Origin of the sequence: Dinghuibacter silviterrae, assembly GCF_004366355.1 — a bacterium.
Classification (GTDB): domain Bacteria; phylum Bacteroidota; class Bacteroidia; order Chitinophagales; family Chitinophagaceae; genus Dinghuibacter; species Dinghuibacter silviterrae.
Map to the genome: position 1 here is coordinate 3,718,823 of NZ_SODV01000001.1, position 20,050 is coordinate 3,738,872.

16 protein-coding genes, 1 tRNA gene and 1 pseudogene are annotated in these 20,050 nt (G+C 44.1%); 14 read left to right on the forward strand and 4 right to left on the reverse strand.

Going from position 1 to position 20,050, the window contains the following annotated elements; genetic code table 11:
* Positions 1-3: 3 nt before the first annotated feature.
* Positions 4-2,355 (reverse strand): hypothetical protein, encoded by a 2,352-nt coding sequence (locus EDB95_RS15995; RefSeq protein WP_133994808.1) that lies wholly within the window; start codon positions 2,353-2,355, stop codon positions 4-6.
* Positions 2,356-2,513: 158 nt separating this feature from the next.
* The gene (locus tag EDB95_RS27330) at positions 2,514-3,071 is read right to left on the reverse strand and encodes a M35 family metallopeptidase (RefSeq protein WP_162852629.1); all 558 of its coding nucleotides are present in this window, start codon (positions 3,069-3,071) and stop codon (positions 2,514-2,516) included.
* 743 nt (positions 3,072-3,814) lie between these two features.
* Here EDB95_RS27330 and EDB95_RS16005 point away from each other — a divergent pair.
* From EDB95_RS16005 to EDB95_RS16035, 7 genes are all read left to right on the forward strand, one after another.
* Positions 3,815-5,707 (forward strand): DUF262 domain-containing protein, encoded by a 1,893-nt coding sequence (locus EDB95_RS16005; RefSeq protein WP_211352110.1) that lies wholly within the window; start codon positions 3,815-3,817, stop codon positions 5,705-5,707.
* Between the two features lie 243 nt (positions 5,708-5,950).
* Complete coding sequence (locus tag EDB95_RS16010; protein ID WP_133994810.1) at positions 5,951-7,837, forward strand: hypothetical protein; 1,887 nt, start codon at positions 5,951-5,953, stop codon at positions 7,835-7,837.
* Positions 7,837-9,768, forward strand: a complete 1,932-nt coding sequence (locus EDB95_RS16015) for an SNF2-related protein (protein WP_133994811.1) — start codon at positions 7,837-7,839, stop codon at positions 9,766-9,768. Before EDB95_RS16010 ends, EDB95_RS16015 begins: the two co-directional genes overlap by 1 nt.
* Entirely contained in the window at positions 9,758-10,744 is a 987-nt protein-coding gene (locus EDB95_RS16020) for a DNA adenine methylase (protein ID WP_133994812.1), read from the forward strand. The genes EDB95_RS16015 and EDB95_RS16020 overlap by 11 nt, the downstream gene beginning before the upstream one ends.
* Before the next feature lie 221 nt (positions 10,745-10,965).
* Entirely contained in the window at positions 10,966-11,391 is a 426-nt protein-coding gene (locus EDB95_RS16025; protein ID WP_133994813.1) for a pepsin/retropepsin-like aspartic protease family protein, read from the forward strand.
* A gap of 1 nt (position 11,392) precedes the next feature.
* Positions 11,393-11,983 carry a hypothetical protein gene (locus tag EDB95_RS16030; protein ID WP_133994814.1) on the forward strand — a complete coding sequence of 197 codons (591 nt, stop codon included), beginning with the start codon at positions 11,393-11,395 and terminating at the stop codon, positions 11,981-11,983.
* Positions 11,984-12,299: 316 nt separating this feature from the next.
* Complete coding sequence (locus EDB95_RS16035; RefSeq protein ID WP_133994815.1) at positions 12,300-12,911, forward strand: SMI1/KNR4 family protein; 612 nt, start codon at positions 12,300-12,302, stop codon at positions 12,909-12,911.
* Positions 12,912-12,958: 47 nt separating this feature from the next.
* On the opposite strand, the gene EDB95_RS16040 is transcribed toward EDB95_RS16035, so the two are convergent.
* Positions 12,959-13,387 carry a helix-turn-helix transcriptional regulator gene (locus EDB95_RS16040; protein WP_133994816.1) on the reverse strand — a complete coding sequence of 143 codons (429 nt, stop codon included), beginning with the start codon at positions 13,385-13,387 and terminating at the stop codon, positions 12,959-12,961.
* A gap of 546 nt (positions 13,388-13,933) precedes the next feature.
* Between EDB95_RS16040 and EDB95_RS16045 the strand changes: the two genes are divergently transcribed.
* From EDB95_RS16045 to EDB95_RS28020, 6 genes and pseudogenes are all read left to right on the forward strand, one after another.
* Positions 13,934-14,260 carry a hypothetical protein gene (locus EDB95_RS16045; protein ID WP_133994817.1) on the forward strand — a complete coding sequence of 109 codons (327 nt, stop codon included), beginning with the start codon at positions 13,934-13,936 and terminating at the stop codon, positions 14,258-14,260.
* Positions 14,261-14,270: 10 nt separating this feature from the next.
* Positions 14,271-14,567 carry a hypothetical protein gene (locus EDB95_RS16050; RefSeq protein ID WP_133994818.1) on the forward strand — a complete coding sequence of 99 codons (297 nt, stop codon included), beginning with the start codon at positions 14,271-14,273 and terminating at the stop codon, positions 14,565-14,567.
* A 3-nt stretch (positions 14,568-14,570) separates the two neighbouring features.
* The gene (locus tag EDB95_RS16055) at positions 14,571-14,870 is read left to right on the forward strand and encodes a hypothetical protein (RefSeq protein WP_133994819.1); all 300 of its coding nucleotides are present in this window, start codon (positions 14,571-14,573) and stop codon (positions 14,868-14,870) included.
* A gap of 20 nt (positions 14,871-14,890) precedes the next feature.
* A complete protein-coding gene (locus EDB95_RS16060) occupies positions 14,891-15,145 on the forward strand; it encodes a hypothetical protein (RefSeq protein WP_133994820.1) in 255 nt (84 codons plus the stop codon).
* A gap of 253 nt (positions 15,146-15,398) precedes the next feature.
* Positions 15,399-15,842 (forward strand): hypothetical protein, encoded by a 444-nt coding sequence (locus tag EDB95_RS16065; protein ID WP_133994821.1) that lies wholly within the window; start codon positions 15,399-15,401, stop codon positions 15,840-15,842.
* A gap of 74 nt (positions 15,843-15,916) precedes the next feature.
* Positions 15,917-16,756: pseudogene (locus EDB95_RS28020) on the forward strand (recombinase family protein); the annotation flags it as partial.
* A 766-nt stretch (positions 16,757-17,522) separates the two neighbouring features.
* On the opposite strand, the gene EDB95_RS16075 reads toward EDB95_RS28020, so the two are convergent.
* Positions 17,523-17,596 (reverse strand) — tRNA-Pro (locus tag EDB95_RS16075).
* Between the two features lie 94 nt (positions 17,597-17,690).
* Here EDB95_RS16075 and EDB95_RS16080 point away from each other — a divergent pair.
* Positions 17,691-19,706: a M13 family metallopeptidase gene (locus EDB95_RS16080; protein WP_133994822.1), complete on the forward strand. Its 2,016-nt coding sequence runs from the start codon at positions 17,691-17,693 to the stop codon at positions 19,704-19,706.
* The last annotated feature ends 344 nt before the right edge of the window (positions 19,707-20,050 follow it).

The window sequence follows — 20,050 nt, forward strand, 5'->3', positions numbered from 1 at the left end:
ATTTTAGTTGTTAAAAAATAATTTTACAAACTGTACAAAAAGGATCGGGTTGACGGTGACGCCGTAATACAAGCCGGCACTTCGATAACGGGTTGCCGAATTCACGATCTGTGCGTTCCGAACCTGGTAGAAATTCTGTTTATAGATATTGTCGCCCATAGTAAATGTCAATCCCGGCACGAGGTCATATCCCCCGCCGACATAGAAATTATTTAGCGCCTTCGGCACGCTCACCGCAAACAGGACGCTGAATCTCCGTAAAGGATAACGGGGCCAAAGGCTGCCATCCCGCAGGTAGGTTTTCGCCGGGTATATCTTGATACCAATGATTGTCTGCGCATTATTGGTGGAAGAAGAGGTTCGGAAACCGTTCCCTGAAGTGTCCACGGATGTTTGTTCTACACCTTTACCAACAAAGGCGATGCCTGCTGCCAGCTGTATGCGGTGTAGCCCGCCCACGTGGATGATCCCCTTACCTTTTATAGAATCGATCGACAGGGACAGGTTGATCTGGTAGGCTCCGGTCGTATCGATGGTGCCGGGAAAGCTCTTTGTCAAAAAACCACGGGCTGTGTCCAGACTGGCCCTGACAGACTGGACAACCATCATGTCCGTATCAAATTTTACCGGTGACATATCAGCCGACTTTTCCAGGTAGGCAACCGCCGGAGCGGGTAGGGCCAGGCTATTGGAATGAGCTTGGCCCGAATCCCTTGCCGCGTTTTCTTTATCCGTATCAATGGCATTAAAGCTGGCCAGGCTTTTTGTAAAATTGGTAAAACTGGAAAGCCCTTTCGCAAGTGCCGTTTGAAATATTCCCGACGAATCCAAACCCTTTAGCAGGTCCTGCACCTGCTTTGTAAATTCCTCCATATCATTGAAACTCGTCATTACCTGGGACACACTCACCTTTGCCCCCTGCGGAATATTGTGAAGGGCTACCCATAGGGTCCCATTCTCCGGCATCTCATTCGATGCCTCCTTGTTCCTTGCCCCCTGGTAAACAGGGAATATATATCGTTTGTCCCTGGAAAGGGAGAACTGTCTCAGCAGGTATACCTTACGGGGCAAAAGCCCCTTCACTAACGGTAGTAAGGGCTGGTCGAGATGGTAGAATTGCTGATCGGCAAAGACGATGCGTTTTGACAAGCTATCCTGCTTGAGCATCTTATCAAAGACGCCGATCCGCTCCTTGATCCGGTCGATAGAATCAATCATCACATCCCGGGCATTGATGACCATCTTAAGGGTATCGTATTCGGCAAACACGGGTCGCATGTGTACGCGTGCGGTATCCAGGAACCCTTTCTCCTCACCGGCATCCACAAGAGCCTTATTAAGCGTCTTCAGGCTATCCTTTTGACGAACTGTCCAGGCGCTGGTATGTGACGGCACAGGATTCACGACCAGGTATTGCCCGTTATACCAAATCCAATGCAGCAACCAGTATTGCATCGTGCGCAACGTATAGACATATAACAACAATTTCCGGACCGCCGTATCCTTTTCCGCTAATTTCCGCAGTCCTTGCTGCGCTTTGTCATCAGACTTTGTAAGGCCCAGGGAGTCGAGGCGTTTCTGGGTTTTCAGTAACGATCCTATATTGGCATTACCATCCTGCAGGTATTTTAGCTTCTTCGCCAGGCCCCATTTCAGGGTATCCCCTTTGGCCAGGGACGTGTCGCACCTGCTGAATTGCTGATTATACCAATTGATCAGCATGGATTTCCAGGGATCGTGGTATATCAGCGAAATGTTGAACTCATCCTGGCAATGACAATCTTTTGAAAATATCGTGTCCAGTGCCATCGTCTCGGAACGCCACCAATAGCAATCCTCCTTGCCCGTCCAGGCATGTGCCACATCCGGCCGTAGGAAGAACTCCTTTATAGAATCATTGCCAGCGGAGATCTTTACTGAGAATTGTTTGTACAGTAGCTCTTTGAAATACAGGGACAAAGGGAAAAAGCTCAGGTTGTCCGCATAATGAAAAAAGCCCTGGTTAAGAGATGGGTCGTATTGATGCAAATTATAATAGTTCTTGCTCAGCGCTTGGCTCGCCGATCGGTAGTCATCGAGATCACTCAACCATTTGGATGTGGTATCGGCGTTTCCGTTGAACAAAGACCAGAGGATCTTCTGATTTTCTGGATTCCCTTTGAAGAAGCGATATACACTGTCCATTTTGTCGAGGAATGGGTTGACCTCTCCGGCAAAGAAGGACCGGCTGATCCGGACGGAAAATACAACCCGGTCATAGCCGTTAAACGCAGGAGAGGGGAATCTGATGATCCTGCCTGTCTCGTCAAATTCGATGGAGACCGGGCGTGGTTTTTTTTTCGCTTTCTTCGGCATTGCATGTGTAGCGGAATCAGCCAGCGTTACCGAAACCGCTGAATCGGCACGTTTGGTCTGCGCAATTCCGGCAAATGAAAAAAAACTAAAAATGGCGCCATATAGAATACATCTCATAAGCATAGCTTTCAGCTATCAATAGAAAATTCGGTTTTGTGTCAGCCCCCTGCGTAGAATTCGTAACTATCCGCATTATTCGCTGCGTCATCGGGCCTTGTCGCGGCCAAGGCCTGGCAGGCCGCTTGGCCATACCGAACATCCAGGGTGTCTGCCGAGCTGTGGCTATGCTCATGCAGGACACGCCCCGCCATGGAGTTGGTTCCGGCCGGCGGCCGGGAAAAAAATGTTGTACAGATATTGATCCTGGGGTCTCCGGGATTGGTACAAGCGATCGCGCCGGGATCGCAGGCGTTGTCGTCGATAATGTATACAAAGTCCGTCTCTTCAAAGCCCCTGACGATAGCTTGAAGCTTGGCTTGAACCTTGTTGAACCTGGCGGGTAAGTAGACGCCAAACCACAACTGGTACCGGGCGTCATTCTGCAAGCCCTTCAGCGCCTGGGAGGCTAGGATATACCCGTTGTCATGTGCATCGTTCACAGCCGCCTGTTGAGTCGCGGTCCCGCCCTGTATCGAGCAAGGCCTGAGGATCCCCGTTGCTGGCAACACCTGTTCGCTGACCAACGCAGCCACCGCCTGCCTATTCGTCGATTTCACCGGGGTAGCCCCGGTTTTCCCTTTTTCAGGCTGGCTCGTCTTTGGTATTCGCTTGTTTACGGGCGCCTTCGTCAGTGGTACAACCAGGAAATGGGCCCCTTTCACATTGATCGACAACCGCGATACACAGTTCCCTTTTCCTGATTTAGCCGAAGAATGTTTAGCCGTTGTCCCGACTGTGTAGGCCCTGGCAATCACCGGAAGAGTCGGCTTTACCAGGAGACATTCGACACTTTTTTTGCGTAAGCCTATCCGATACCTGCCCTTTTGGAGAAAAGAGTAACCCCTAGCGATATCTATTTTTCGCGTCCTGGACCTTCCTGGTGGAATAAACACGAAATCCATCGGAGAAGGAACGCTTCTTACGGTCTGCTTACCGCCAAAGGGAATGCGTTTTCCATTTCTGCTGATTTCGAGACAGTCGGTTTTGAATCCCTCCAGAGGTGTGCCCCATTTTAAAAGGTACAAGGGGTTCTTTGACCGGTTAGATACCTCAAACACGAGATTTATCGGCCTGTCGACGGAATATTCGCCGCTGGCATACACAGTGACCTCGATGTCTCTTTCACGCTTAGGCATATTTGGTCTCTTTACGATCCGGCCCCGGACCGATTAAATTAAATTTACGTCAGTTCCCAGCTGTTGCACACCGTTAAAACACCCATTTTACTATAAAAAAAAGGAAATAGGGGTGGCGTTCGCTCATTGTTGCTATGGACCCGGCATGGGGAACTATTCATCGAATGGCCGAGGAAACGATGAGATTGAATGAGGCTTCTAAGAAAAAAGGGTGTTTTAGCGGTTGTTTTGTCGTGTCGAAAAAATTATATTGTCACATAATCAATGTTTTAATAATGAGTTATTTCCCGCCCATTACCATATCTACTGCTATACAGAAAATTGAGTATAAACAATATTTGTTACCGGCAATTCAGAGGGAGTTTGTTTGGGGTTATCGGAATATCGAGTTGTTATTCGATTCCTTGATGCGTGAGTATCCGTTTGGCTCTCTTTTGATGTGGAAAGTGGAAGGAGCGAATAAAGGGGGGCACCGGTATTACGAAGTGCTCAAATATTATCGGGAACGGTATCATACACACTGCGAGGAAGTCAACACTGCGCTGTTGCCGGACTTCGAGGCTGTATTGGATGGGCAACAACGGCTCACGGCTTTATACCTGGGTCTGAAGGGTTCTTATGCGTATAAAACGTACAGGTTAAGCTGGAACGATAATTCATATTCTCTGCCGACAAGAAAGCTCTACCTAAATTTAAGTAGCTTGGTGAATCAGGACGATGCTGAAGGGGACGTCACGGAGGACGGTCGTTTGTATGATTTCCGTTTCCTAACCGATGCAGAGGTGGCGGAGGCTACAGATATATGGTTCGAGGTGGGCAAAATTTTGGGAATACAGGGTACATTCAAATTGGGGCAGTTTGTACGGGATCAGCAGTGGGCAGAGATCCCATTTATTAATGAAACGCTGGCCAAATTACATGATGTGGTTCATATAAAACCGCTAATTCATTATTACCTGGAGACTGATCAGGATTATGAGAAGGCGTTGAATATCTTCATTCGGATAAATAGCGGGGGTGAGAAGCTGGATTACTCAGACTTGATAATGTCGACCACGATTGCTGGGTGGAAGCTTTTAAAGGCACGAGAAGAGATCAATTCGTTGATCAGTGAAATTTGGGCGAATAGCGGGATTCAAATTAGCAAGGACTTGGTGTTGAGGACTTATTTGATGCTCTTTAATGAGGATATTAAGTTCCGGGTTGCGAATTTTTCTATGGCCAATGCCCAGGAATTTGAACAGCACTGGTACGATATCCGAGGTGCGATTAGCGAGGGTTTTCAGTTGATTAAGGACTTTGGTTACTCGGAAAATACTATGACATCCAAAAATGCTGCATTGCCCATTATATATTACCTGGCCAAAGCAAAAAAGGCGGAGGATTTTACAAAGAAGGTGGGCTATAAAGCGGACAGGGATATCATAAAGCGGTGGCTACATGCGGTATTGTTGCACAGAATTTTTGGCGGACAGGCTGACAGCGTGCTTAAAATCATACGGGATTGTATCTCGGACGAGTTGGGGAAAGGCGTGGAGGCTTTCCCCGCAGTAGCTATTGCAAAAAAAATGTCCAAGACAAGAAAGTCAATTACGGTGGACGACGAATTTATAGAGAATTTGTTGTATACGAGGTATGAAGATCGATATGCGTTTCCGATACTGGCGCTCTTGTACCCCTATCTGGATTATAAGAATGGAGATTTTCACAAAGATCATATACATCCGGTATCGCAGTTTTCTAAGCGGAATTTGAAAGTGAACGGTGTTGATACTGAGGTAGGCAATGGACATTATTTCAAGGATGCCGATTTCTACAATGGAATTGTAAACATGCAGTTGTTGGATGGAAATGAGAACAAATCTAAAAATGACAAAATGTTGTCGGAATGGGTGGCGGTTACCCGCCCTGATTTGAAAAGACAACTAATTCCGGAAATGCTGGAATTTGAGCAATTCCCGGAATTTGTAGAAAGACGGTGGCATTTGTTGAAGGAGAAGCTCAGGGAAATATTGACGTTTTCCCCAGAGCAGGAGACGGAAGAGGCTGAAAGTTGATTATATAAAAAAATTAACGGACAATGTTTGATAAGTTTGAGCCCTTTAAGGGTGTGCTAAAGCAAGATTTCGTGTTTCGTCCGACGCGTTCTGAAACGTGGATAGGTGGGGAAATGGTTAGAAGCGGTAAGGTGCACACAATAATTATTGCCTAAGTGGTGATGATCGGGGCAAAGGAAAAAATAACAGAGCCCTTTTGAAACTTAAATAATGAATAGATAGCCATATTTTGAAAATTATAGCATGGCACGACTTGCTCCAACCCAACAAACCATTAAGAAGCTATTCGCCTTATCTGGCAACAATTGTAGTTTCCCATCATGCTCGGAGAAAATTGTTGATAGCAATAATCACCTAATCGGCGAAATCTGTCATATAGAGGCCGCGGAACCAGGTGGCCAGCGCTACAATCCAACTTCAACAGACGACTATCGAAGAAGCTTAGAAAACCTCATCTTATTATGCGGCAACCACCACAAGATCACAAATGATGTAAATAAATTTCCAGTGTCTGAACTAAAAAGGCTGAAGGTAGCCCACGAAGCTCGTAACCAATATAACAATTACAAAGTCTCGAATGAAATTGTGCAACAATCAATCAGCCAATATATGAAACAGGAAAATGCAAATTCATCATCGGGGTCACAGATAAATAACCAAGCAAATACGCAAAATATAGACACTCAAATTGGGACACAGCATAATCACTTTTACGGGCCTGACAAGGGTAAAAAGTCAAAGATTGAAGGGGTGCGAAAAATTAATAAGGACTTCAAAGATGCCATAGATCAGACAAAACAACCCGCTTCTCCACCCGGAAAGTGGGTAATTGATTTCAAGAGCGAGTTGTCTGAACGGATAGAGAGAACTGTGGAAATAGTTCCTACAATCCTATTAAAATTCAGAAAAGATAATGGAAGAATAAAGGCAGATGTGGAAAGCCATGAGATCGTAAATAATATCACTTTAGACGAATGTGATGTCGAAGCACAAGAGCTCTTAAGAAGCTTTCTTCTTAAAAGTGATCCAGAAAAGACCGAAGTGCTTAAAAAACAATTGATGCACAAATCGCAGCAACAACCAGCCATTGTTACTTGTGATGGGTTCTTAATAAACGGAAACAGACGTAAACTCTGTCTGGAGCAACTTTACAAAGAGACAAACCAAGATCCTCGATTTGAAAATATGCGAGTGGTGATTTTGCCGGAATCCGTTTCGGAGCTTGATATAAGAAAAATAGAAAATCGATACCAATTGCAAGATGAAGGGAAGTCTGAATATCACGGCTTAAATAGAGCGTTAACCATTAGGAGCAACGAGCTGGAAGGATATAGCTTAGAAGCACAGTTGCGGGACGACCCAAAATATACAGATAAGCACGGTAAGGACCTTGAAAAAATAGTTAATGAATTTAAAAAAAATTACTTGCACCCTTTAGAATGTGTTGATAGATATTTGAGAACTTTTGGTATTGAGGGGCATTATAATGTGATATCCGAAAGCGCTGGTGACAAAGAGGGAAGATGGCAGGCATTTATAGACTATAGTAACGTTTATTATGGCACTATTTTAAACAAAGCAAAATTAGCCGAATTTAAAGTCAAGGAAAGCGAAATTGGGAAGATTGAGAATGCCATTTTTAAAGTTATAAGGAAAAGAAGTCTCAATTCAAAAGAGCTAGAAAGCTCGATAGGGAAGGTCCATGATTTTGTTAGAAAATCGCCGAAGTATATTAAAAATGCAGAAGCACGAAAATTTCTCTTGAAAATTTCAGAAGAGGTTCCCGAAGACCTTCCAGGGGAAATGAAATCAACTAAAGACGGTAAGAATTTTGAAGATCGAGACATTGATGAACAGTGGGGAAATCTCTATAAAAAGGGTATTCTTGGCAATTTAATACAAGCGCATCGAATCATAACAAACCAGGAAGAGAGAGACAAGCCTTTAGAATTGCTGGAGGATGCACTAAAGAAGTTGCGTCACGAAAACCTTAAGATTGAGAATATGGACACCTCCTATTACGACAAGGCAATGGAATTAACCTCTCAGATAAGTGCTGAAGCGGACAAAATCCACGAGGCAATTGACCATAGACGGTACAATTTAAAAAAGCTCAATAAGAAGAAATAGTGATAAAACTGTCTATTGAAAACGGAAACATTATTATTCAAGAGGCAGCAAACCTCAAACACTATCAATTATCCCAATTACAATACTTCGGGTACACAAAAGTAGTTGGCAATTTTATAAAGCCAATAGTATCCATAGAAAGTGATATAGCTAAAATTATAGAATATTTTACGGATGAGTCCGTAAATCTTGAGGTCTCCAATGAGATTAATTTGCTTCTCAGCTCTGCCGCAAAACAAAATGAACAGTTAAGCCTCCGTTTTAATATTGCCAAAGAAGTAAAAGATGGCAACTTCAATAAAGAGAATCTTCTTTTATTCAATACCTTTTTGAACAGGCTTCCAAGGAAACTGAAGCAACATCAAATAAAATCAGCGTTCCATCTTTATTCAATCGGTAATGGAGCCAACTTTTCAGTTCCTGGCAGTGGTAAAACTTCAGTCGTATTATCCGTCTATGAAAAATTAAAGGAGGATAATATTTGCAACATTCTTTTTGTGATAGGTCCTCCGGCCTGCTTTCAACCATGGAAAAATGAGTTTTATGAAACTTTAGGGCGACAACCGAATTCAATTATTCTATCCGGCGGGAATATATCCGAAAGAAAGTCCGAGTATTACAAACCAATTGAAATTACAGGAGAACTTTACTTAAGTACATTCCAGACGATATTAAACGATTGCCATGACGTAATAAAATTCCTGTCACAAAAGTCAATAAAGGCCTTCGTGGTCATTGATGAGGCCCATTATATCAAGCAAATAGGTGGTTCATGGGCTAACGCCTTAATGTACATCAGTGAGCATGCAATGTTTAAATGTATTTTGACGGGGACACCTATTCCTAGGAGTTACAAAGACCTGTTTAATTTGTTCGATTTTCTATGGAATAGCAATAGCCCTTTAAAGGAGGCTGATAAAATTCAAATTGATGTATGGGAGAAAAATAAGAACGATGAAGCTGTAAAGGAATTATTGAACGAAAAGGTAGGACCACTTTTTTACCGAGTTCGTAAAAAGGATTTGGGCTTATTGGACCCGAATTTTCATCCGCCGATTCTGGTGGAGATGAACGCCTATGAGAAGAAAATATATCAATTTGTAAATGCAAAAATACTTGAGCTGTCACAGGATGAATATTTTGAAAACGAGGGAATTTTAAATCGATTATGGCAGGGAAGAATGATTCGACTTCGTCAAGCTCTTTCATACTCTAAATTGCTGGATTTGCCCATTGAGTCGCTTAATGATACTCCCTTTCCAATCTCAGAGCTAAAAACCACATTAACTAACTATGATAAATTGGAAATCCCTGCAAAGGTCGAGAAGCTCATCGAAATGGTCAGAGTGCTTTTGGAGCGGGGCCAAAAGGTACTCATTTGGTCAAACTTTATCGGCACATTACATCTGCTAAAGAATCATTTCTTGAGTCTTGATTGGAGGGCCGAATTGATATATGGCAAAACTCCAAGAAGAAAAGATGATGATTTTGAAATTAGCGAAGAAAAGACAAGGGAAGACATTCGGGATGAATTTATTGATCCGAAAAGTGGTTTGAATATTTTAATTGCTAATCCTGCGGCATGCTCTGAATCAATATCTCTGCACAAAACCTGTTTTAATGCAATCTATTATGATTTGTCATACAATTGTGCCCAATACCTTCAGTCGCTAGATAGAATTCATCGTGTTGGAGGATCCGAGTACAATCAAGCCAACTATTATTTTCTGCAATACAGAAATTCCCTAGATCAGGATATAAAAAAAAGTTTAGATAGAAAAGCTCAGAGAATGTATGATTTAATCGAACAAGATTATGTGATTTATAATTTAGATTTGTACGAAGAGGGCGCATCAGATGATATAGATGCGTATAAACGAATTTTTTTAAAGCAAAAGAAAACTGGAACGGGGGAACAACATGAGCAATAGTGATACAACTGATAAGTCTACCAGGGCTACTAGCCAACAGTCAATACATGGTTCAAAGAAAGCGGCCAAAATAAATACACCATTTGGATATTTTGGCTCAAAGAATAAAATTGCTATGCAACTCTGCAAAGACCTACCGCCACATAATTGCTGGGTTGAGGCTTTCTGTGGATCGGCAGCACTGACTTTGTCAAAATCTCCAGCAGGGATTGAAGTTATTAATGATATTGATCAAGAAATAATTAATTTTTTTAGGCAATTGAGGGAAAATCCTGAAAAACTTTGCGAGCTAATTTCCCTTACTCCATATGCTGCTCAAGAATTAGAGATAGCGAGATCCATTCCGACTGAACGTCTATCGGAAATTGAAAGAGCACGAAGATTTTTGGTTCAGTCGATGATGGCTATTAACGGCGTATTTGGCTTAGAGAGAGGCGGCTTCTCCCATTCAGATTCCTACACCAGAAATGGTAAAGAAGCAAGAGTAAGTCGGTGGTACAATTTGCCTGATCGCCTTTCCGAAGTTGTCGAAAGGCTTAGAAGCGTCAGGGTTGAAAATAAAGATGCTTTAGTACTGCTGAAATCATACATAAACAGGCCAGCCACACTTGTTTATCTTGATCCGCCTTATTATGGGGAAAGAATTAATGGATATAATATAGACGCTAATTCCGAAGAGTTTCATACTGCGTTACTAAAAACAGCTACCCAAGCAAAATGTATGGTGTTTATTAGCGGATATCAAAACGATCTATATGACAAATTTTTGACTGCCAAAAAAGGTTGGCAAAAGAAAATGATTAAAACAATTACCAGGGGACACTCAGGTAATACCCATGAAAGGACAGAAGTCGTTTGGATGAATAAATACTTTATTAAAGCATCCCTTACTAAAAAATTGCCTATAAAATTAACTGATAAGGAAAGAGCGGAAAAGAAGGTTAATCCAGAAAGGATCAAAAATCGAAAAACCTAGCCCCCTTCAGGGCCATTTTTTATGCCTGCTGCCGTCCGGGCAATAAATCAAACGCTTTGCGGTTGTTTTATCTGCTTACTGCAGGCTTTCGTCGACCTGGCTGCACAATTTTCGATCCAATGTTTGATGGGCTTAAAAAAAAATTATTATATTGGCTAGTGTTTTGTTTTTCAGTCAATAAGATGTTATGAAAGCCGTCCCGATTTTAAATATGATATTAGATGGAAAGAATAGAGCAAGAACTTAGATTTAAGCATAAAATATACAATTCAGGGAGCAGTTCATATTACATGACCTACATTGATGGAATAGTTATAAACCCACAAGCCAATTTAAAAACCTATACTCCACAAGAGTTCATCGTTGACACGGGAGCCGCCATTACAATTCTAAACAGAAGATTGTCCCTATTATTTACCAGTCAAACCCCTATTATTGATTATGTAACAATACAGTATGGCGGGAATTCAGTGAAACTTCCTGTTTATCAAGTCATTATAAAAATAAAGGGTATAGAGTTCAACGTTCCTGCGGCTTACGATAAGAATATGAGCTTGACATCATTGTTAGGACATTTTGGCTTTTTAAATAACTTTGAACATTTTGGCATAAGCAAAAAAAGAAAGAGATTTACCTTGATTAGATAATATGCTCAAGTACAAGGAATTATACGATTATATTGTAAGTGTTCTTTATGAATTAAAAAGAAAAGGACAAACAGGTTTTTTTAGTTTAAGTGAGATAGTAGATAATTTGAACTATCCAGCAACGCCAAGCGACATCTATGATATCGGAAAGTACCTTGAAGCCGAAGGATACGCAAAAGCGAATTTTAATCTGGGAGATGCCTACGTTGAAATAACCCCTCAAGGCATTGTATACATTGAAAACAAGGAAGAAAGTTTTTTACCAACATTTGAGGAATTTCTACAAAAGAAGGCAAAACATGCAGAAATAGGCAAAGTTGCATCTAAGTTGAGTGATAAATCTTTAGTAAAGTCACGAAAGCCCATTGTTGAAAAGATTAGCAATATTGTTCAGTATTTGAACTCGCATGCCGTTTACAGAAATAGTGATTTTCATAAGGATGCAAAGATTCTAAAATTGGAAATTGAAAAGATAAATCCTGATAAGGAAGTAGTAATAATGAAATTGATTAATCTTGAACAATTGTCTACAATAAAACAGCAGACGAACGAGGTTAGAGATTTTATTGACTATTATATCAGCCGCCACTAATCGGAAATTGAAGCATTGACTGTTAAGAAAATATTTGAATTGGGCTATGAATATTGCTTTAAACGAAGCCAATAATTTTTGGTGATCATCGATCTGCTTCCATTGGCCATTCTTAAATATAAGGCCTTCCCAACAAAAGCCATTTTCATAACCCAGATTCGGAAGAAAAGACTAATCATCTGACAACTTTTGCGAGATAGGTGACCCCGAAATGATCCCGTATAGATTGTCAATTTCCTGCTGTTCTAAGGCGGGATTATTGGTCGTCTGAAGTGGTCCCCGATATCGGGGACCACTTCAGACTAAATTTCATTCAATGAATGCCATAAAAACATATTTGGACCAACTTCTACAGCAACTTATTAAATCCGGCTCGCCCTTAGTGGAAGAGCTTCAATCTGGTGTTGAAAATAAAAAAATTGAAGGCGTCGCGTCCAAATACGGAATAAACTTTAATGAGGAGGTATATGAATTATATTCCTGGCGAAATGGAATAAACGAATCTCATCTGGAAAGTAATAAGCTAGGAGAACTAGAATTGTTTCGACTTGCTATCTTTCCTCCATTTGAAATGGCAGTTGAAGATTATGATTGTTATAGCCGACAAAATAATTATTGGAAAAAAGATCTTTTCCCGTTATTTGGCAGCGGTGGGGGCGATTATTATTTAATAAATTGTAGTGATGACCCTAAGGTTAGGGGGATGATTTTCTATTATTCTCCGACCAATTATGAATCAGAGGCCCGGATATCGATATTTGATTCATTGCAGTCTTTAGTCCAAAGTGTGACGATCTGCTATGAGAGACAAGCATATCAATATACATCCGGAGAGGATAAATATCTTGATATTGACTATGAATTGGAGGCGGAGATTTGTCGAGCCTACAACCCTTTATCAGCCTACTGGCGCGCTGACAGGGGATAAAGGAGGGAAGGTGTATTGGAGGTCCTGGAGGTATGCCTACTTTCGTTTTATTGTTTCCTGCCAGTCAATTGATTTTGCAGGATTTCCACCTTTTGCTTCTCAGATTCCAATAAACGTTCATACAACTTCTTAATTTCCTCCATGGCTTCGAGCCATTTGTCTACCGGATCGAAAGAAAGGGTGCAATGATTATTTATTGAACCGGCGTTATCATGTAGGGTACTTGAGATGATGTTGATCGCAGCAGCCTCATCAAAGTTCTTTATGGCATCTATGGGTACTTTTAAAACCTGAGCGACTTGTTCTAATACCTCCGGTTCTATGGATTCCTTTTGCTCCAGCAGGGAAACCCTCCTCTGCGTCCAGTCTTCTCCGAGTGCAGAGGCCAGCGCATCCTGTTTCATACCCAACATTTCCCGGAATCGTTTTACGTTCCGGCCTTCGTGTATCCCATTTAGTTTTTCAGTGGTTCCCATATGGCAAATTTAGTTCTTTTATCAGCGTCTAAGATAGACAGAAATTTAGACAAGGTAACGGTAAAATACACAGAAAATGGTCTATAATATACGCATAATTAATTGATAATCAATTATTTAATTATTTGCTTTGTATGTAGATGAATTTACAGATGACCTTATACCAAGTAAAGAGAACGCATGGCATAAAGGAGTTCTCTGGACATATTACTTCTGTAAACATAAAACATACAATAATAAAAAGCAAAATAATGAACAGGGACCACGACATTCCAAACAGCGCCGTCATCGCCTCAAACCAGCCGCTCTACCTAACACCGGAGTATATGCGCAATCCGGGAAAATTCGTCAAGGATTTTTTCCATGCCCAAACCCTCGACGAGACCCGGAGGTTTATGACTGCCATATTTAATAGCGCAATATGTGCACCCAGCCATAGCCGGGACGGAGTTTCCAAGTCGGACCTCGTGTTTGCTCATGGTCAGTTTCTCCAACTTGTTGAAGCTGTTTATTGGCTGCACCGAGACGAAATAAATAGCAATAAAGGTGGAAATCATGGAAGGACACCAGGGGACGCTACCTCTGCGGCGTAATCGCCCCCTCGTGCGGGACTACCGATATAAGCATGTCTTTACGATCTGGCAAGCCGGAAAGCTGGAATCGTTACGCCAGATGTTCGAGATTGTCCCGAAATCGGTTGTTGCCGATGACCTGGGGATGCACTATCACAGTTTGGTCAACAAATTGAACAGTCCGGAGTTATTGAACGTTAAGCAGCTCGTTGGGCTTGAGGCACTGACCGGGATCAACCTTGCCGCCCTTGTAGAACTGACTGTAGCGGATGTAAAAGCTAATGTAAGCGCTTCAAAATAAACCTGTTGAAATGGAGGAAAAGGACATTAGATATGGTTATGTACGCTCCGTGTGGAAGGCTGGGGATTTGAACTCCTTTGATGAAATTTTTCGTATTATCCCTCGAAGCGTCGTTGCCACGGACCTGCATTTGAATTATGAACGGTTTTCAGCGAAGGTTCTGAACCCGAGAAAATTTTCACTCCAGGATATTCACAAACTGGCCCTGCTTATCGGAATGCCATTTAAAGATCTCATACAGCTCATCTTGCCTAAGATGGACATTGTAGATCAAAATGGACGGGATCAACCCATCGAAACCGCCTAGATCATGAATAACTCCATCCAAACCGCCGCAAGCGAACCCCCTAAAAAGGACCGGCGGTACAAGTTTGTGGCCTCCTTATGGAGGACAGGGGAGATGAAGACTTTTTATGACATCTTCGACATTGTGCCACGTTCGACCGTTGCCGCCGACCTTGGGATAAACTACGAACGTTTTACCAGGAAGGTTTTTGAGCCCGAGGGGTTTAGTTTCCGGGAAATATATAGGCTATCATTTCTTTTGGACATTCCATTTGACGACCGCTCAAGGCTGGTAGCCGTCACCATACAGAAAAATAGGGAATAGACTTCAATGACCAAAATCAAATGAGGCAACCAAATTACTACCGCGTCCTAAAGACCGCCCTGGACAACGGGACCCTTGGACCGATCCGCAATATAACCCGCTTTGTTCCGGTTACCGTCCTCACCAAAGACATGCGCCTCAATTATAATACTGTCTCTAAACGCCTCCTGGACCCGGGGAGACTGACGGCAATTGATATAATGCGGTTGTCCAAGCTGGTTGGGGTCGAACCGGCGGCCATGTTTATACTGGTAATACGGGAGGTCGGCAAATAAATCCTAACACTCCCCAACATTCCCCCTTTGCTCCCTAATTACTCCCCAATAGCTCCCAATACCCTCCAGCATGATAATATGTCGCCCCAGACCGCGCTACTACTTGTCCAATATAGAGGCATCTGGGAAATACAGGGCTTACCTTATAAATTCAAGATGCTACGCATCCCTCGACGGTAGGATATTTCACACGATTTTCCCTGGTTGCAGGGTATCCATATTTCTCTCCGAACTCCCGACAGCACTGAGTTTTATGAAAAAACCTCATTGCTTTACATTGCCTTTTGCGTCAAGAACAGGGAATTTTGAGCATTTTTCGCCCTTTATAGGGATTTTACGCCCTAAATGGGAAAGTGCGTTTTTGGGCCGTCGTAGGTTCGTGAAACGAACCTATATCTATTTTGTTATGAGTACCCTTCCTTTGAAAACGGCGGATGACTGCATTGCTTTTGGCCGGGCGGCCAATCCCAGTAAAGAACCTTTGACCGTCGAACAGCTAAAGGCTTATCCTGGTTGCGAACACTATAATGACGGGACAGCCGCCACGATTGTACAGACCATAGAGCAGCTTGCACGTATTCTATTCGAGTACATCCCCGAACCGTTAGGTTACAGTGATCCACCGCCGAAATCTATATCTATCGATGATGCCGCGATTGTTAAGCCCTTACATTCCGTTACAAGAAAGGCCTCCTAAACAGTGCTAACATAATGAGAACTCCACCTCTGTAAAAAGTATAGCACTTTGATCTAGCCCAAAAATGAAGTACCATGTCTACCTCCATTGATCTATTCCAACCCTGGTCAAAACGTCAAAAACTGAACTACAAAAAGGTTGTCCAGGGCAAAGTCTGCGTAGTGTACACCCGCGTATCCTCCAAGGAGCAATTTGAGACCAATCTTAGCCTGGATTGGCAGAAGAAAGCCATCGATGAATTTGCCACCCGCAACGAGTTCGCTATTGCCGGATACTTTGGAGGTACCTATGAAAGCGCCAGCTCGGACGGCCGGAAGGAATTTTTAAGGATGATGGACTTTATTAAGAAAAACAAGGACCGGGTGACGCACGTCCTGGTATACCTTTTGGACCGGTTCAGCCGCACAGGAGACGGCGCCATGCGGCTGGCGAAGGAACTCCGGAATAAATACGGGGTGACGATCATCGCCGTTACCCAGCCCATAGACACCAGCAACCCGGGTGGCGTCTTTCAGCAAAACATGCAATTCCTGTTCAGCGAATACGACAACCAGTTACGAAGACAGAGAACAATAGCCGGTCTTAGGGAGAAGCTGGAAAGGGGGATATGGTGCATCAAGCACCCAATGGGCTATTCAGTAATAAAGGACGGAAAGGATCGCCGCTTGGTCGTCAACGAGACCGGCAGGAATTTGAGAAAGGCGTTTGAATGGAAATCCCAGGGGATGAAAAACGACGAAATACTGTCAAGGCTAAAGGCGATGGGGGTGAACCTATACCGGCAAAAACTCAGCATGATCTTTTCCAACCCTTTCTACTGTGGGATCATCGCCCACAAGCTGCTCAACGGGCGGTTGGTAGAGGGTACCCACGAGAAGTTAGTAACCCAGGAGCTATTCCTGCGTATCCATGACATCCGGGCGGAAGCGGGTGGTAAATATGGGGTATCCCACAAGAAGGAGAACAGAGAATATCCGCTAAAGCTCTTTATGAAATGCGACATCTGTGGATCGGGGTACACTGGGTATGTGGTCAGGAAGAAATACAAGACCTCCGGCAAAGAGGATGAGTTCCATTATTACAAATGCCGGACACGAGGATGCAACTGCAATCAAAACACCCAGGAGGTAAACGAGGCATTTGTCCGCTTCCTGTCCCAATATGCCATCCAACCGCAGTTCATAGGCCCGCTCCTGGCGCAAATGAACCATGCGTTCGACAAACACTATGCAGCAGCCATCCAAGAACAAAAGATCCTCAAAGACAAATTGACAGAAATCGACAAGAAGATCGACCACCTAGAAGAAGACTACTATGTAGAGCGGAAGGTCCCGACAGAAACCTACGACCGTCTTCAGACTAAACTGGCCGATGAAAAGAAACAAATCCTGGAATCTTTGACCAAAACCGACGTGGAAGGTTCTAACCTAAAAGAATACTATGAAACAGCTATTCAATTCTCCGAGAAACTCGCTGCGGTATGGGCTTCCAGCGAAGTGTCCGTAAAGGAGCAAATCCAAAAAATGATCTTCCCCGAAGGAGTACGCTATAACCGCGAAAAAGGAGAGTTTCTAACCGACAAGGTCAACGAGGTCTTCGCCCAAATTGCAAGCCTGAACAATACTCCAGGCGGCGATAAAGAAAAACAGGAGGCCATCAATGACCTCCTGTCCTGTTCTGTCGGGATGACTGGATTCGAACCAGCGGCCTCTTCGTCCCGAACGAAGCGCGCTACCGGGCTGCGCTACATCCCGTAAAAGAGGTGCAAAAATAGGGTTTAAGAAACCATTTATCAAAAAAAAGCGCAAAACCGGCCAATATTTTTACTTTTAATTAAAATCTTTTTAGATGTATAAGTACGCGATTATACTGGGCCTATGCGCCGCGGCGGCTTGTAAAGAACAAGGAAAGCCGGACATCCTGGCGGTGAACATGGATACGACGGTGAGGCCGGGGGATGACTTCTTTCATTATGCAAACGGGGGGTGGATAAAGGGGAACCCGATTCCGGGGGATCAGAGTGCGTGGGGGATTGGGAACCTGGTGGATGAGGAATTGTATATCAGGAAGCGGACGATCAATGAGCAGGCGGTGAAGGACCGGGCGAATGGGGGGATCACGGCGAAGATCGCGGATTTTTGGGAGAGCGGGATGGACTCGGCAAAGGCGGATCAGGAGGGGATCAACCCGATAAAACCGGAGCTGGATGAGATCGATGGGATAAAAACGACAAAGGACCTGGTGAAGGTCATGGCGGATCTTCACTGCAAGGGGGTGAATGTGGGTTTTGACGAAGGGGTGTCGCAGGATTCGAAGAACAGCGACGTGGAAGCCTATAACCTGAATCAGGGGGGGCTGGGGTTGCCGGACCGGGACTATTATTTCAATACGGATAAGCGGACGACGACAATCCGGGAGGCGTATACGCCGCATATACAAAAAATGCTGCAGCTGGCGGGGTATGATTCGGTAAGGGCGGAGAAGAGCAGCAGGGCGATCATGACGCTGGAGATGACGCTGGCGAGGAATAGCCGCAAGCTGGAGGACCTGAGGGATCCGTATAGGAACTATAATAAGTACTCGGTGGAGGCGCTGGGGACGCTGACGCCGTCGATCGACTGGCGTGGGTGGCTGAAGGCCATCGGGATCAACCACCTGGATTCGGCGATCGTGGGTCAGCCGGAGTTTTACAGGACGTTGGAAAATGAACTCACAAAAGAGTCGCTGGATACGTGGAAGGATTACCTGCGTTGGAGCCTGATCAACGGGTATGCGTCTTTGCTGAGCGCGCCTTTTGCGGAGGCGAATTTTGACTTTTATGGGAAGCTGATGTATGGGTTGGAGCGGATGAAGCCGCGGTGGAAGCGGGTGCTGGATGTGGAAGAAGGCGCGATGGGGGAGGCCTTGGGGCAGCTTTTTGCGAAGGAATATTTTAACGATAAGGCGAAACAACGGTATTCGGACTTGGTGGAGGCGATCCGGACGGCGTATAAACACCGGATCGAAAAGTTGACGTGGATGAGCGATTCGACAAAACAAAAGGCGTTGGATAAACTGTCCAAAATAAAAAAGAAGGTGGGGTACCCGGACAAGTGGAAGGATTTCTCGGCGATGGATATCAAGGCGCAGCCGTTTGCCCGGAACGTCATGGCGTCGAGGCAGTGGTGGAATCAATATGAAATCAACAAGCTGGGCAAACCGGTGGACAGGGATGAGTGGGGGATGACGCCGCAAACATATAATGCGTATTATAACCCGAGCAATAACGAGATCGTATTGCCGGCGGGAATCTTTACAGTGCCGGGGATGAGGGATGAGGAGCTGGACGATGCCTTGGTCTATGGATACGCAGGGGCGTCGACGATCGGTCACGAGATTACACACGGGTTTGACGACGAGGGGCGGCAGTTTGACGCGCAGGGGAACCTGAAGTCGTGGTGGTCGCCGGAGGACAGTATCCAGTTTACAAAACGGGCGGATGTGATGGTCCGGCAGTTTAACGGGTATGTTCCGGTGGATACAATGCATATCAACGGTAAGGCAACGCTGGGCGAAAATATCGCGGACCTGGGCGGTGTTTTGCTGGGTTGGGATGCGTTCCAGCAAACGGAGCAATACAAGAAAGGGGAGAAGATCGGAGGGTTGACGCCCCAGCAGCGGTATTTCCTGGGGTATGCCCTGGGATGGCTGGAGCACGAGAAGAAGGAGCTGCTGGCGCGGCAGTTGCTGACGGATGTGCACTCGCCGGCGCAGTTCCGGGTCAACGGGCCGTTTGCCGATGTGGATGCATTTTATGAGGTATTTGGCGTAAAGCCGGGGGATAAAATGTATCTGCCTGACACGGCCAGGGTTAAAATATGGTAATTGTTAAAGGAAAAATAAAGGCCGCCCCGCAAGGGCGGCTTTTTTTTTGCAGCCTATGCTTTGGGGTGAAATACCTAAGTGTAAATACTGAGCCTTTGTCATGGAAAAGAAAGGGGGTAGGGCAAAATCAGGTGCTTAATTGGTTTAGCATGGTGTATACAGATGGGGAATCGGTGGAAATACGTAGTAGAATAACCGGAGGGTGTCAAGGGAAATTGATATAAAATATGGAGTTCTTACTAATCGGTTTTTAAAATTTTAGGGATGTCATAATTTGAATAATTGAATTACTTTGTTACTTTAGTCGTCCTGACTTCTCAATAAAAAATGCGCTCATGAAATAC

Excerpts from the sequence above, each read along its gene's own strand:
- EDB95_RS15995 (WP_133994808.1), bottom strand. The coding sequence starts at position 2,355 with ATGCCGAAGAAAGCGAAAAAAAAACCACGCCCGGTCTCCATCGAATTT.
- EDB95_RS16005 (WP_211352110.1), top strand. The coding sequence starts at position 3,815 with ATGGCCGAGGAAACGATGAGATTGAATGAGGCTTCTAAGAAAAAAGGG.
- EDB95_RS16010 (WP_133994810.1), top strand. The coding sequence starts at position 5,951 with ATGGCACGACTTGCTCCAACCCAACAAACCATTAAGAAGCTATTCGCC.
- EDB95_RS16020 (WP_133994812.1), top strand. The coding sequence starts at position 9,758 with ATGAGCAATAGTGATACAACTGATAAGTCTACCAGGGCTACTAGCCAA.
- EDB95_RS16025 (WP_133994813.1), top strand. The coding sequence starts at position 10,966 with ATGGAAAGAATAGAGCAAGAACTTAGATTTAAGCATAAAATATACAAT.
- EDB95_RS16030 (WP_133994814.1), top strand. The coding sequence starts at position 11,393 with ATGCTCAAGTACAAGGAATTATACGATTATATTGTAAGTGTTCTTTAT.
- EDB95_RS16035 (WP_133994815.1), top strand. The coding sequence starts at position 12,300 with ATGAATGCCATAAAAACATATTTGGACCAACTTCTACAGCAACTTATT.
- EDB95_RS16040 (WP_133994816.1), bottom strand. The coding sequence starts at position 13,387 with ATGGGAACCACTGAAAAACTAAATGGGATACACGAAGGCCGGAACGTA.
- EDB95_RS16050 (WP_133994818.1), top strand. The coding sequence starts at position 14,271 with ATGGAGGAAAAGGACATTAGATATGGTTATGTACGCTCCGTGTGGAAG.
- EDB95_RS16055 (WP_133994819.1), top strand. The coding sequence starts at position 14,571 with ATGAATAACTCCATCCAAACCGCCGCAAGCGAACCCCCTAAAAAGGAC.
- EDB95_RS16060 (WP_133994820.1), top strand. The coding sequence starts at position 14,891 with ATGAGGCAACCAAATTACTACCGCGTCCTAAAGACCGCCCTGGACAAC.
- EDB95_RS16065 (WP_133994821.1), top strand. The coding sequence starts at position 15,399 with ATGAAAAAACCTCATTGCTTTACATTGCCTTTTGCGTCAAGAACAGGG.
- EDB95_RS16080 (WP_133994822.1), top strand. The coding sequence starts at position 17,691 with ATGTATAAGTACGCGATTATACTGGGCCTATGCGCCGCGGCGGCTTGT.